The sequence below is a fragment of the Phenylobacterium sp. genome, assembly GCF_030698145.1.
In the GTDB taxonomy this organism is placed as follows: Bacteria; Pseudomonadota; Alphaproteobacteria; order Caulobacterales; family Caulobacteraceae; genus Phenylobacterium.
In genome coordinates, this window is record NZ_JAUYNW010000028.1 from 1 (window position 1) to 13,381 (window position 13,381).

The following is a 13,381-nucleotide window of genomic DNA, read 5'->3' on the forward strand; positions in this document are numbered from 1 at the left end:
GAAGCGCCGGCTGATGGTGGCCAAGGCCATGGTGCACAATCCCCCGGTGCTGATCCTGGACGAGCCCACCGCCGGGGTGGACGTGGAGCTGCGCCGCCAGCTCTGGGCCTATGTGGTGGAGCTGAACCGCAAGGGCGTGACTATCGTGCTCACCACCCACTACCTGGAAGAGGCCCAGGAGCTCTGCGACCAGATCGCCATCGTCAACCGCGGCGAGGTGGTGGCCTGCGAACCCACCGCCACCCTGCTCAAGCGCCTCGACACCCGCAATGTCGTGGTCACGCCCGAGGAACCGCTGATGGTCGCGCCGCAGGTGGCGGGTTTCGAGACCAAGGCCCGTCCGGGCGGCGCCTTCTCGGTCACCTACCGCACCGGCCAGTCCAGCGTGGAGCAGGTGCTGGCCGCGGTGCGCGCCACGGGCCTGCACATCAAGGACATCTCCACCGAGGACCCGGACCTGGAGGACGTCTTCGTGTCGCTGACTTCGAAAGCGGCCGCCTGACCGCCCTTTCGCTCGGGCCCGCTTTCCGCTAGAGGAGCGTTCCCGCGCATATGCACCCGTAGCTCAGCTGGATAGAGCGTTGCCCTCCGAAGGCAAAGGTCACACGTTCGAATCGTGTCGGGTGCGCCAATTTCTCTAATGATTTCAAAGCTCTACTCAAAGCACTGAGCCGGCGGGGAGCAGCCGGCTGCGACATTGCAACCACAGTGCAACCACTCGGCCGCGCAGCAAGATCGTCGACAGCTCGAGCATCGCTGCAGAAAAAATCGAGGCCGCGGTCAGGCCCCAGTTCTCGCCCTTGATGTCGTGGACGATCGCCGAGCCCGGCCAGGTCAGCAGCGAAGGCGCCACCAGGCCCACCCCCTTGCGGGGCGAAGCACAGCACATGCTCGGGTCCGTCATGGCGCAGCTAGGCTCGGCCGAGCTTGCCCAGCACGACACCGTCAGGTTCCAGAAGCCCCGCGGCCCGGACCTCCTTGAGGCTCGCCCACCGCGCCGAGCCATAGGTCGCGACCTGCTTGGCCTCACGCGCGCGCCAGACCGAGAGCGCGAATGCGGCGACCACGGCGAGGAGGCCACCGGCGGCTGCGTCGCGCCCCAGGTGGTGGCGACCACAATCCCGAGAACGATCAGGACCTGACCCCAAAGGATCTTCGTCGCCGACATGCTCAATCCCTTCCGCCCATAGGGCAGATTCGGGAGCGGGCTCGGGAAACGGCAAGGTCGGAGTATCGCCCGTCGGCGGATCGGCGGCCCCAGCGCGCAATGACAGGTGCAAGCGCAGGCGGCCGGAGCGGAACGTCTGCTCCGGTCCGACCCATCACTGCTTCTGGATCGCCGTCACTTCGCCGCCGCCGCCGGAGACCTTGAGATCAAACGCGACTGGACTGCACTCCTTCGGTGAGACGGCGACAGTCAGGGACAGCGGCCCAAGGCAGGTTGGCTTCAAACTCCGTGGGTGACGGGTAGGTGAGCGCCGAGCGCAGGCGTCGGCGAGTTCGGTAGCTGCCTTGCCTGCTCGGGATGGTGATGGTCGATGGCTAGGCCTGCCTGCATTCGGCCACCATAGAGGCCAGGGCTGCCGGCAGGAACGGCTTCTGGAGAACCGGGTAGCGGCCCCCCACCTCGGAGGGTTCCGGGAGGTTTCCCATGAAGCCGGTGATCAGGATGATCGGCAGTGTCGGTCGGCGACGGCGTGCTTCGGTGGCGAGCTCCGTGCCGCGCATCCCGGGCATTATGAGATCGGTCACAAGGACACCGATCTCACAGCCGCGATCCATGATCGCCAGCGCGCTCGCGCCGCTGTCGGCCTCGATGACGTCATAGCCATACTCGCGTAGGGACGCCGCGGTTATGTCGCGCACGTCGATGTCGTCGTCGACCACGAGGACAGGTGTCGATTGGGGATCGGCCGCCTTGACGGCGGCCGGCGGCGGCTCTTCGATGCCTGCGGCCTCCGACATGTTTGCCCGAGGCAGATAGACGGTCACCGCCGCGCCCAGACCGGGCTCGGATTCTATGTTGACCGTACCCCCGAGTTGCTTGGCCAGGCCGTATACCATCGAAAGACCAAGGCCCGACCCCTTGCCCACGTCCTTGGTGGTGAAGAAGGGCTCGAAAGCCCGGTTGGCGACCTCCTGGGTCATCCCTTCGCCGTCGTCGCTGACGACAAGGGCGACGTAGTCGGCGCCTTCGGCTGCGAGATCGCCGGGACCATCGGCATAACCGGCCGCCACGTTGGAGGTGGCGATCGTCAGCTTGCCGCCCGATGGCATTGCGTCACGTGCATTGATTGCAAGGTTGAGCAGCGCCAACTCGATCTGCGTGGGATCGGCGCGCGCTGGCCAGAGCTCCGGGTCCAGCACCTGCCGGATGCTGATGGCCGGCGTCAGCGTGCTGGCGAGCATCGGCTCAAGCTCGCGGATCAGGGAGTTGAGATCGACCGGCCTGGGAGCGAGCGCCTGGCGTCTGCCAAAAGCGAGCAGTTGGGAGGTCAGGCGCGAGCCTCGGTCGGCCGCCTGCATGGCCCGGCTCAGAAGTCGCCCCACCGGCTCGCTCACGTCTTTCCGCATCGCCAGATCGAGGTTGCCCAGGATCGCGGTGAGGAGGTTGTTGAAGTCGTGGGCGATGCCGCCGGTGAGTTGGCCGATCGCCTCCATCTTCTGCGCTTGGCGTAGTTGAGCCTCGGTCTTCTGTCGTTCGTTGATCTGGCCGCGGAGCTGTTCGTTCGCCTCGGTCAGGTCCAGGGTGCGCTCGGCCACGTGTCTTTCGAGCTCCACATTGGCGCGGCTCAGGACATCCGCCGCCGCCGTTTGGGACAGGCGTAGGCGCTCCCCAGCTTCCTCGCGCTCGAAGTTCCTTCGCCGATCCTCGACCGCTCGCGTCACGGCTGGGCCCAATCGCTTCAAGCGATCCTTGAGGAGATAGTCGGTCGCGCCCTGCTTGATGCAATCGACCGCAGCCTCATCGCCCAGCATGCCGGTCACGACGATCAGCGGAATTTTCAGATCGCGTTGCTTGAGGTGATCCAGCGCGACCAGGGCGTTGAAACCCGGAAGCGCGTAGTCCGCCAGGATGGCGTCAATCGCCGGATCGAGCGCCTCGACGAATTCGTTCTCCGTCGAGACCCAGCTCCATTCCAGAGGCACTCCAGATCGCAGCAGTTCCAGCGCGATCAGCTCCGCATCGGCGGCATCGTCGTCAAGGATAAGGATACGCAGCGGCGACGACATCGGCCACCTTGCCTGTTCTGATGTGGGCGGTGTCCGACGTCGCTCGGCCGACCCGCGCCGTCGCCCAGCGCGACGCACCTTTACCTAACATGAGCCGGAACATTCGCGAAGAGTGCGATCTAATTATAGACAAGTTTTGGTTGTCCTCGCCAGGTTTCCATGATCTCAAGTGAAGTTGCGTCCCCATGCTGGACTGTCGCTGGACAAGATCTTCCGGATCTATTGCCGGAGACGCAAGGCTACGGTTGATGCGGTCGCGGTTGACGCGAGGCTTTTGCCGAGAAGAGTTCGATGGCCGGGCACAACAAGGACCTGGCGCTGCTTTGCCGAGTGAAGGCGCGTCTTTGCGCTCTGCCGATCGCGTGCGTCGCTGAGATCATGCGGCGCCTGCCGATCGATCCGATGCCGGGCGCGCCGCCCTTCGTGCTCGGGCTCGCGATCATACGCGGGGCGCCCATGCCAGTCGTGGACGTGGCGCAGCTGTTCGAGGACGAGCGATCCGACTCCGCCTATCTGGTGTCCACGCTGCTGGGAAACGCTCGGGTTGCGCTCGCCGTCGACAGCGTGCTGGGCGTGCGGCCGATCCCGGATGGATCGCTTCAGGCGCTGCCCTCACTCCTCGAGAACGCCGCCTCGGACGTCGTTTCACGCATTGGAGCCCTGGACGACGAACTGCTGCTCGTCCTCAGCAATGTGCGGGTCGTGCCTCAGGATGTGTGGGACACGCTCGAGGCCGCGAGTGCCGCCGCATGAACGCCACCTTCAGCGACCGCGACGTCGAGAGGTTTCGAGGCCTCGTCGTCCGGCGGCTCGGGATCGCCTTCGACGACACGAGGCTCAGCATGCTGGCCGACGTGATGCGGCGACGCGTGAAAGCCAGCGGCGGCGGCGCGGAGGCCTACCTCATGCGCCTTGGTTCCGATCCGGCAAAGAAGGAGGTGGCTGCACTCGCCCGGGAGCTGACCGTCCCGGAGACCTACTTCTTCCGCAACATGGATCAGTTCCACGCCCTGCGGGATGCGATCATGCCGGAGCGGCTGGCCGCGCGGTCCTCGCGGGGCCCGCTGAGGATACTCTCGGCCGGCTGCGCTTCAGGCGAAGAAGCCTACTCGATCGCGATCCTGGCGCACGAGGTGGCGGCCGATGTTCGGGCGTGCGTTTCGATCCGGGCGATCGATGTGAACCCGGAGATGCTCGAAAAGGCGGACCGCGCCCGGTTCTCCGATTGGGCGTTCCGGGAAACCTCGCCCGACGTCAGGCAGCGATGGTTCCGACAAGAGGGCCAGGAGTTCGTGCTCGACGACCGCGCGCGCCGGGCCGTGGAGTTCGCCGAACGGAATCTGATCGACGACGATCCTGAGTTCTGGCGACCGCAGAGCTACGATGTCGTGTTCTGTCGGAATGTCATCATGTACTTCTCGATGGAGACTGCGCGGGCGGTGGTGTCGCGCCTCGCCGAGGCCCTTGTGCCCGGTGGCTATCTGTTTCTGGGCCACGCCGAGACATTGCGGGGGCTGTCGCAGGATTTTCATCTGCGGCACACGCACGGAACCTTCTACTACCAGCGCAGGGACGCCGGGGTGCAATCGTGGGAGAGGTCGGCGCCGACAGCGGTGCGGCGCGCCGTTCCCCTCGCGGCGGCGGCGAACGACAGCGCGGACTCCGAGGCGTGGATCGCTGCGATCGGCGGCTCGACGCAGCGGATCGAGCTGCTGGCGCGGACCATGCCGCCGCCTCGCCTGAATCGAATGGCCCGCCCCAGCCGGGATTTCGGTCCGACGCTGGACCTCATGTCGCGAGAGCGGTTTGCGGAGGCGATCGGCCTTCTGGAAGCCTTGCCGCCGGAAGCCATGGACGATCCTGATGCGATCCTCCTGCGTGCGGCTTTGCTGGTCCACAGCGGCCAACTGGATAGCGCCGAGACGACCAGCCGGCGTCTTCTGGCGATCGACGAGATGAGCGCCGGCGCGCACTACGTCCTGGCGCTGTGCCGGGAGGGTGCGGGCGATGTCAGCGCCGCCGCCGAACAGGATCGGATGGCGATCCATCTGGATCCGTCCTTCGCCATGCCCCATCTGCACCTTGGCCTGCTCGGCCGCCGCGCCGGCGACGTCGAGGTGGCCCGAGCGGCGCTCGACAAGGCATTCGTCCTGCTACGGGGCGAGGAACCGGCGCGGCTCCTGCTGTTCGGCGGCGGGTTCACCCGCGAGGCGCTGCTTGCCCTATGCCGAGCCGAGCAGCTGGCCTGTGGGCGCAAGCCGTGAGCGGCCGCGATCCGGCCCTGGCGACCAAGGCGCGCGCGTTGGCGCAAGCGTTCGATCGGTCGTTCGCCGAAGCCCGAGCGACGAGCCCGCCGCCGCTTCTGGATTTCCTGGCGGTCCGCGTCGGCGGCGATGCCTATGCGATCGCACTGGCCGACATTGCCGGGCTTGTCCCTCGGGGCAGGCTCACGCCCTTGCCGAACACCCCGCCCGAGTGCCTGGGCGTCGCGGGACTCCGAGGGGTGGTGACGCCCGCATACGACCTCTGCGTCCTGCTGGGCTATTCGACGGGAGCCGGCGCGGGGCGCTGGCTGGCCGTGATCGCCGGCGCGCGCGCCGCCCTGGCCTTCGATGAGGTCGAAGGGTTCCTCCGGCTGCGGGAAGAAGCGTTGGCGGGACCCGGCGACGCCCAGCGTCCGCGCCGGCATGTGTCGGGCGCGTTGCAGAGCAACGCCGTCGTTCGCCCGGTCATCGACATGGGCTCTATCGTCCAGTCGATCGGCGCGATGGCGGGCCTCAACAACGCTTCAAGCGAGTGATCAGGATGGGGACATCGGACATGCTTCAGCAATGGACCTTTTCGCGCCGGATCAGCGCGAGCTTGGCCGTCGGCACGGTGCTGACAGTATTGATCGGCGTGATTTCCATCGTCGCGCTCCGCAGCGTGATCCTCAGTAGCGACCGGGTGATGGACGTGCATGTTCAGCAGCTTCTGAACGCCAAGGAGCTCGATAGTTTCCTAGAACGGAAGGTGTCTGCCTGCCGAGGATTTCTGATTTCCGCCGACGACGACTTCATGGCCCAGGTCGAGGTGAATGACGGACAGTTCTCGGCCGTGCTCGAAAAAATGAAGAAGACGGCTTCGACAGGCGAGGAATTGCGCTTGCTCGACGCCATCGGGACCGCGGCGGCAACGCATCAGCAGGCCTTCGACCGGATCGCCGGGCTTCGCCGTTCGGCTGGGCGGATCGATGCTGTCTCAGCCGCCTTCGAAAATGAGGTCGTCCCGAAGAAGGACCAGGTGGCGGCGCGCGTCCGCGCATTCGCCGCCCGGGAGGAGAGAAACCTCGCCGAAGCCCGGCAGGCCGCCGCGGACCGGGCGGCTCTCGCGATCGCCTTCGTCGGAACCGCCGTGGCTGTGAGCGCCTTGTTCGCCATTGTGGTGGCGTTCGTCCTGTCGCGGGCCCTGACCCGCCAGATCGGCACGGCCGTGACACACGTGCAGAGTTCGTCGGCCGAACTCCAGACCGCCGCGAACCAGCAGGCGACCGGCGCCAAGGAGCAGACGACGGCGATGAACGAGATCGCGACGACCATCAGCGAACTGATGGCCACATCGCGCCAGATCGCCGAGAGCGCACAAAGCGTCGCGCAGATCGCCGAGAAGACGACGGCAGCGGCGCAGGCGGGGGAGGCGACCGTCGACCAGGCGCACGACTCCATCGCCGCGATCCGCCAGCAGGTCGATACGGTGGTCAGCCACATGCTCGAGCTGGGGAAGAAGTCCCAGCAGATCGGGGCCGTGGTCGACATCGTCGCCGAGCTGGCGGAGCAGACCAACATCCTGGCGATCAACGCGACGATCGAGGCGGCGGGCGCCGGCGAGGCCGGCAATCGATTCGCCGTGGTGGCCGACGAGATCCGGCAACTGGCCGACCGGGTCGGCGGCTCGACCAAGGAAATCCGCCCGCTCATCGAGGACATGCGCGGCGCGGTGAATACGACCATCATGGCCACCGAGACCGGATCGAAGGCTGTCGACGCCGGCTCCGGGCAGTTCAGCGAGGTGGCGTCGTCATTCAAGCAGATCGCTGGCCTCCTGACGACCTCGTCGGAGGCGGCGCGCGAGATCGAGCTTTCCACCAAGCAGCAGGCCACGGCCGTGGAGCAGGTCAACGTCGCGATCGCAAACGTCGCGCAGACGACCCGGGAAACGGAGGTGAGTTCGCGCCAGACCCTTGAGACCGTGTCTCAGCTCGCAGGCCTCTCCAAGGACCTGTTACGTCTTGTCCAGCCACAGGCCCAGGCGTGACGTGTGGCGCAGGATCCCTACAGATATTTCCGCATCGAGGCGCGCGAGTTGCTCGACCAGCTCTCAAGGAGCGTTCTGGATCTCGAGAAGGCCGCCGACGCTTCCGATGGGGTGGCGCGGTTGCTGCGCCTGGCGCACACGCTGAAGGGTGCAGCACGGGTCGTGAACCAGCGGGAAATCGCTGAACAAGCTCATTCGATTGAGGACCTTCTGGGCCCCCTGCGGGACACGCCCGAACCCGTGTCGCGAGAGCAGACCGACGCCGTATTGAAGATGCTCGACGCCGTCGGAGACCGCCTCGCCGCCCTGTCTCCGCCTTCGGTCGCCGACTCCGTCGCCTCGGGCAATGCGCCGTCGGATGACACTTTGCGGACCGTGCGGGCGGATATCGGCGAGGTGGACACATTGCTGGACAGCCTTGCAGAAACGCGCGCTCGGCTGACGGAGGTGCAGCAGGGCCTGGGCGAACTGGAGCGCGTCCGCCGCCTCATGGACACGGTCGTCGAACAGGGAACCGCGCGGGACGGTCGCGAACGGTGGTCGGGGAGCGTCGCCGAAATTGTGCGCGCATCGCCGCCTCTGGCGGCGGAGGTCCGAGCCGCGCTCGGCGGGGTCGCGCAGGGCATGACCATGTCCGTCGATCAGATGGACCGCGAATTGAGGCAGATGCGCAGCGCCGCCGAGCGCCTGCGGCTGGTGCGGGCAGGCGCGCTCTTTGACACGCTCGAGCGGACGGTACGCGATGCGGGCTTGGCCTTGGGAAAGCCGATCACGTTCGAAGGCCGCGGCGGCGAGGTGCGTCTGGATGCGCATGTCCTGGGCGAGATGCAGGGCGCGTTGGTGCAACTCGTGCGCAATGCAGCCGCACACGGGATCGAAGCTGAAGGCGAGCGGATCGGCGCGGGCAAGCCGCCCGCGGGACGGATCGTGGTCAAGGTTTCCCGGCGCGGACGACGCATCGCGTTCAGCTGTGCGGACGACGGCGCCGGCGTCGATGTCGAGGCCGTGCGCCACGCGGCCTTGCGCAAGGGCCTGCTGACGCCGGCCATGGGCGCGCTCGATGCTGAGGACCTGCTGCGCCTGCTGCTTCGCGGCGGCATCAGCACGTCGAGCGCCGTCACCGAGGTCTCCGGCAGGGGCATCGGTCTCGATATCGTGCGCGAGGCGGCGGAGCGCGTAGGGGGTGAGGTCGCCGTCCACACCCAGACCGGTGTGGGCACGACCATCGAGCTGCTCATCCCGCTATCCGTCGCCGCGCTGGACGTGCTGTTGATCGAGACGCCGGCCGGGGTGATGGCGATACCGCTCGACGCCGTGCGCCGCGTCCTGCACCAGCGAACCCAGCGCACGGCGAGAACAGCGCAGGGGGAGACGATCCTGTTCGACGGGCAGGCGGTCCCGTTCATCCCGTTGTCGGCGCTGATCGGCGTGGGCCCGACGACCCGCCTCGACCGCTCGTGCCCGGCGGTGGTCGTGGAGGGGACCGGCGGAACGGTCGCAATCGGCGTGGATCGGTTTCTGGGGTCAGCGAGCGTCGTCCTGCGCCCGCTGCCCGAACTCGCGCCATCGGCTCCCATTGTCGCGGGAACCACGCTCGATGCGGACGGCAATCCACAGCTCGTACTCGATCCCGATGGTCTCGTCGCGGCGGCCCTGGGCCCCGTTGCATGGCGGGACGACACGCCGACCCAGCTGCTGCCGGTCCTGGTGGTCGACGACTCGCTCACCACGCGCATGCTCGAGAAGAGTATTCTCGAGTCGGCCGGGTATCGTGTGGAGACGGCCAAGTCCGGCGAGGAGGGGCTGGAGCAGGCTCGACGGGAGCGTTTTGCGCTCTTCCTGGTGGATGTCGAAATGCCGGGCATGGACGGCTTCACCTTCATCGAGCATGTGCGCCGTGACGCGGCGCTCGGCGACATTCCGGCCCTGCTGGTCACATCCCGCGGCTCTCCCGACGACCGCCAACGCGGATCCGACGTGGGCGCGCAGGGCTACATCGTCAAAAGCGAGTTCGATCAGCGGGAGTTCTTGCAGACGGTGGGGCGGCTGGTGGGCGGTTCGCGATGACCAAGCTCCGCGTGCTCGTGGTGGAGGACTCGCTCACCGTGCGGCGGCGGCTTTGCGACGTGCTCGGCGCCGACGCCGGGATCGAGATCGTCGGCGAGGCCGAGGACGGCAAGCAGGCGATCGAACTGACCCGGGAGCTTCGGCCCGACATCATCACCATGGACATGATGTTGCCGGTGATGAGCGGTCTCGCGGCGACGGAGTACATCATGGCGCATCACCCCACGCCGATCCTGATCGTCTCCTCGTCGGTCAATCGCGGCGAGCTCTTCAAGACCTACGAGGCCCTGGCCGCCGGTGCAGTCGATGTGCTCGAGAAGCCTTGGGGCGAAGGAGAGGACGGAGCCTGGGAACGACGGTTCATCGGGACCGTCAAGCTCGTGGCGCGCATTCGCGTCATCACCCACCCCCGCGCGCGGCTCGCCGGGCTCCATGCGCCCAGGCCGGACGATCGCGTCGGCGCCGTCGCCGCATCGCGGCCGTGCGAGATCGTCGCGATCGGCGCCTCCACGGGCGGGCCAGGGGCGCTTGTCGAGGTGCTGCGTGGGCTCTCACCGCAATTCACCCTTCCGGTGCTCATCGTCCTGCACATCAACGAACCCTTCGGCATCGCCTTCGCCGACTGGCTGGATGGCCAGACGCCGCGTCGCGTCGCCTATGCACGGGACGGCGAGGCCATCGAGCAGGCCTCTGGTCGTGTGCTCATGGCCCCGCCCGGATACCACCTCGTCGTCCGCGGCCGGCGCCTGCACTTGACCGAGGAGCCCGAACGGCACTCGTGCCGGCCGTCGGTCGACGTCCTCTTCGAATCGGCCGCCGCAATGTTCGGCGGCTCGGTTGCGGCCTGCTTGCTGACCGGAATGGGGCGGGACGGCGCGGCCGGGATGCTGGCGGTCCACAGGGCGGGCGGCGTGACAATCGCCCAAGATGAGGCGACATCGACGGTCTACGGCATGCCGCGCGAAGCCGTCCTGCTCGGCGCGGCCGAGCGTATCCTCCCGATCGGCGAGATCGGTCCCGCGCTGACGGCCTTGGAGCCGGCGCCCCACGGAGGAAGCCATGCGTGACGCGGTCCTCGTCGTCGATGACAGCATGACCGTGAGGATGGACCTTGCGGAGGCCTTCGCTGCGGCCGGGCTCGAGGCTCTGCCTTGCGCCTCAATCGCGGAAGCCCGCCTGGCGCTCGCCGGCGGGCGGATCGGCGTGGTGGTGCTGGACGTGCTGTTGCCGGACGGCGACGGTGTTGAGTTCCTGAGCGAGCTGCGCGCATCGGCGATGGGCTCGGACGCCGGGGTCATGATGCTGTCGACGGAAGCCGAGATCGGGGATCGGATTCGGGGCTTGAGAACCGGCGCCGATGAGTATGTCGGCAAGCCTTACGACACGGGCTACGTCGTGACCAAGGCGCGTGAAATGCTGAAGTTGCGGCGCGGCGCTGCTGTGCCCACCCGCCAGTCCATTCTGATCATCGATGACAGCGTCACGTTTCGCGAGCACCTGCGGGAGGCTTTGGAACAGGCGGGCTACGCCGTCCTGGTGGCGGGCGACGGCGAGGAGGGGCTTCGCGTCGCCGCCGATCAACGGCCGAGCGCCATTGTCGTCGACGGTATAATGCCCGGGATCGGCGGCGCCACGGTGGTTCGGCGCGTGCGTCTCGATGCGGCGCTTCGCGGCATTCCGTGCCTCCTGCTGACGGCCCTGGAAGATGGAGGCGTGGAATTACAGGCCTACGACGCCGGCGCGGACGCCTTCGTGCGCAAAGAGGACAATGTCGAGCTCATCCTCGCCAAGCTGGCGGCGATGCTCCGGCGGTCGTCCCAGCCGCCGTCTGAGGAGACCGCGAGCCTGATGGGGCCGAAACGGATTCTCGCGGTCGACGACAGCATCACCTACCTGCAGGAGTTGGCCGCCGCGCTTCGCGACGAGGGGTACGACGTCGTCCTCGCGCGCTCGGGCGAGGAAGCCCTCCAGCTTCTCGCGGTTCAGCCGGTGGATTGTATCCTGCTCGACCTGCTCATGCCCGGCCTGAGCGGTCGGGAAACGTGCGGGCTCATCAAGGCCGCGCCAGGCCTGCGCGACATACCGCTGATCATGCTGACGGCGGTCGACGATCGGTCGGCCATGCTCGAGGGCCTGGGCGCTGGGGCCGACGACTACATCCAGAAATCGAGCGAACTCCAGGTGCTGAAAGCGCGCATGCGGGCGCAGCTTCGCCGCAAGCAGTTCGAAGACGAGAACCGCCGCATACGGGAAGAGCTGCAGAGAACGACGCTCGAGATCGCCGAGGCTCGGTCCGAGCGGGCGCTGGCCGAGGTCCGCGCCGCTCTGATCCAGGAGCTCGAGCGCAAGAACGAGGAACTGGAGGCCTTCACCTATTCGGTGTCCCATGACCTGCGCTCGCCGCTGCGAAGCATCGACGGCTTCAGCCAGGCCTTGCTCGAGGACTATGCCGACAAGCTTGACGACAAGGGACGGGGCTATCTGCGCCGCGTGCGCGGCGCAGCCCAGCGGATGGGGGAGTTGATCGATGACCTGCTCCAGCTATCCCAGATCAATCGCATGAACCTGACGCTGCGGCCGGTCGATCTCTCCGCGCTGGCTCGCCTGGTCGCCGCCGATCTCAGCAGCCAGGATCCCGGCCGGACCGTCGAGGTCTCGACATCGGATGGGCTGGTGATCAAGGCCGACGCCCAGCTCATGCGGATCGTGCTCGAGAACCTGCTCGGCAACGCTTTCAAGTTCACCGGAAAGGTCAGTCAGCCAAAGGTCGAGATCGGCATGGAGCAACTGGCGGATGGCCCAGCATACTTTGTCCGAGACAACGGCGTCGGCTTCGACATGAACTTTGCCGACAGGCTCTTCGGCGTCTTCCAACGGTTGCACACCCAGAACGACTTCCCAGGCACCGGAATTGGTCTGGCCACCGTCCAGCGGATCATGCACCGCCTGGGCGGTCGGGCATGGGCCGAAAGCCAGCCGGACGCGGGAGCGACGTTCTATTTCAGAGTGTAGGTCCGAACCGACTGACGGGGAATCCACATGCACAGCGACATCATCCTCCTCGTAGAAGACAATCCGGACGACGTGGACCTGACCCTGCGGGCGTTCGAGAAGAACAACATCGCGAACGCGATTTTTGTTGTTCGGGATGGCGCTGAAGCGCTCGATTATCTGTTCGCAAGAGGCGTCTATTCAGAGCGTGATCCACGCGATATTCCGGCGGTCGTATTGCTCGACCTCAAGCTGCCAAAGGTCGATGGCCTAGAAGTCCTGAAGCAGGTGCGCGCGGACCCGCATGTGCGCTTGGTCCCGATCGTGATTCTGACCTCCTCGCGCGAAGAACAGGATCGCCTACGGGGTTACAGCTTGGGGGCCAACAGCTACGTCCAGAAGCCGGTGGACTTCGAACGGTTCTCCGAGGCTGCGCGCCAACTTGGCCTATACTGGCTAGTGCTCAACGAAGCTCCTCCACCTTCGAGCTGACAGCGGATGGGCCCGGGCTACCTGGCGGGCTCGACCGCGTCCCGTCGGCGCCGGCAGCCGTCGTGACCGGCGACCGCAGCGTCGATGACCTCCGCGTCGGTCTTCGGATCCGCCCACAGCAGCACGCCTGGCGCTGATGCTGGCCCCTTCCCCCTCACGCGGCCTACGAGCGGTCCCCCGCGGCGTCTGGGCGATCGGCTTCGTCTCGATGTTCATGGATATCTCCTCGGAGATGATCCACAGCCTGTTGCCCGTGTTCCTGGTGGGCACGCTCGGCGCCAGCGTCGCCATGGTCGGGTTGATC

Annotated in this window: 9 protein-coding genes, 1 tRNA gene and 2 pseudogenes; 10 read left to right on the top strand and 2 right to left on the bottom strand. The window is 66.8% G+C overall.

Going from position 1 to position 13,381, the window contains the following annotated elements:
• Together Q8Q77_RS03475 and Q8Q77_RS03480 are read left to right on the top strand one after the other, a co-directional pair.
• Nucleotides 1-502, top strand: a pseudogene (locus Q8Q77_RS03475) (ABC transporter ATP-binding protein); the annotation flags it as partial.
• A gap of 52 nt (nt 503-554) precedes the next feature.
• Nucleotides 555-631: transfer RNA gene (locus Q8Q77_RS03480), tRNA-Arg, on the top strand.
• Nucleotides 632-775: 144 nt separating this feature from the next.
• Here Q8Q77_RS03480 and Q8Q77_RS03485 read toward each other — a convergent pair.
• A pseudogene (locus tag Q8Q77_RS03485) lies at nt 776-1,168 on the bottom strand (type IV secretory system conjugative DNA transfer family protein); the annotation flags it as partial.
• A gap of 374 nt (nt 1,169-1,542) precedes the next feature.
• The gene (locus tag Q8Q77_RS03490; RefSeq protein ID WP_305581209.1) at nt 1,543-3,234 is read right to left on the bottom strand and encodes a response regulator; all 1,692 of its coding nucleotides are present in this window, start codon (nt 3,232-3,234) and stop codon (nt 1,543-1,545) included.
• Between the two features lie 291 nt (nt 3,235-3,525).
• Here Q8Q77_RS03490 and Q8Q77_RS03495 point away from each other — a divergent pair, with 291 nt between their 5' ends.
• From Q8Q77_RS03495 to Q8Q77_RS03530, 8 genes are read left to right on the top strand one after another with little or no spacing between them, the layout of a single operon-like run.
• Nucleotides 3,526-3,987 carry a chemotaxis protein CheW gene (locus Q8Q77_RS03495; RefSeq protein ID WP_305581210.1) on the top strand — a complete coding sequence of 154 codons (462 nt, stop codon included), beginning with the start codon at nt 3,526-3,528 and terminating at the stop codon, nt 3,985-3,987.
• Nucleotides 3,984-5,498, top strand: a complete 1,515-nt coding sequence (locus tag Q8Q77_RS03500; protein ID WP_305581212.1) for a CheR family methyltransferase — start codon at nt 3,984-3,986, stop codon at nt 5,496-5,498. The genes Q8Q77_RS03495 and Q8Q77_RS03500 overlap by 4 nt, the downstream gene beginning before the upstream one ends.
• Nucleotides 5,495-6,034, top strand: a complete 540-nt coding sequence (locus Q8Q77_RS03505; RefSeq protein WP_305581214.1) for a chemotaxis protein CheW — start codon at nt 5,495-5,497, stop codon at nt 6,032-6,034. The genes Q8Q77_RS03500 and Q8Q77_RS03505 overlap by 4 nt, the downstream gene beginning before the upstream one ends.
• 20 nt (nt 6,035-6,054) lie before the next feature.
• Nucleotides 6,055-7,527 (top strand): methyl-accepting chemotaxis protein, encoded by a 1,473-nt coding sequence (locus Q8Q77_RS03510; RefSeq protein ID WP_305581216.1) that lies wholly within the window; start codon nt 6,055-6,057, stop codon nt 7,525-7,527.
• Nucleotides 7,528-7,530: 3 nt separating this feature from the next.
• The gene (locus tag Q8Q77_RS03515; protein ID WP_305581218.1) at nt 7,531-9,594 is read left to right on the top strand and encodes a response regulator; all 2,064 of its coding nucleotides are present in this window, start codon (nt 7,531-7,533) and stop codon (nt 9,592-9,594) included.
• Nucleotides 9,591-10,661: a chemotaxis-specific protein-glutamate methyltransferase CheB gene (gene cheB / locus Q8Q77_RS03520; protein WP_305581220.1), complete on the top strand. Its 1,071-nt coding sequence runs from the start codon at nt 9,591-9,593 to the stop codon at nt 10,659-10,661. The genes Q8Q77_RS03515 and cheB overlap by 4 nt, the downstream gene beginning before the upstream one ends.
• Nucleotides 10,654-12,606, top strand: a complete 1,953-nt coding sequence (locus tag Q8Q77_RS03525) for a response regulator (protein WP_305581222.1) — start codon at nt 10,654-10,656, stop codon at nt 12,604-12,606. Before cheB ends, Q8Q77_RS03525 begins: the two co-directional genes overlap by 8 nt.
• 27 nt (nt 12,607-12,633) lie before the next feature.
• Entirely contained in the window at nt 12,634-13,077 is a 444-nt protein-coding gene (locus Q8Q77_RS03530) for a response regulator (RefSeq protein ID WP_305581224.1), read from the top strand.
• The last annotated feature ends 304 nt before the right edge of the window (nt 13,078-13,381 follow it).

Coding starts and splice junctions, on each gene's coding strand:
- Q8Q77_RS03490 (WP_305581209.1), bottom strand. CDS start 3,234: ATGTCGTCGCCGCTGCGTATCCTTATCCTTGACGACGATGCCGCCGAT.
- Q8Q77_RS03495 (WP_305581210.1), top strand. CDS start 3,526: ATGGCCGGGCACAACAAGGACCTGGCGCTGCTTTGCCGAGTGAAGGCG.
- Q8Q77_RS03500 (WP_305581212.1), top strand. CDS start 3,984: ATGAACGCCACCTTCAGCGACCGCGACGTCGAGAGGTTTCGAGGCCTC.
- Q8Q77_RS03510 (WP_305581216.1), top strand. CDS start 6,055: ATGCTTCAGCAATGGACCTTTTCGCGCCGGATCAGCGCGAGCTTGGCC.
- cheB (WP_305581220.1), top strand. CDS start 9,591: ATGACCAAGCTCCGCGTGCTCGTGGTGGAGGACTCGCTCACCGTGCGG.
- Q8Q77_RS03525 (WP_305581222.1), top strand. CDS start 10,654: ATGCGTGACGCGGTCCTCGTCGTCGATGACAGCATGACCGTGAGGATG.
- Q8Q77_RS03530 (WP_305581224.1), top strand. CDS start 12,634: ATGCACAGCGACATCATCCTCCTCGTAGAAGACAATCCGGACGACGTG.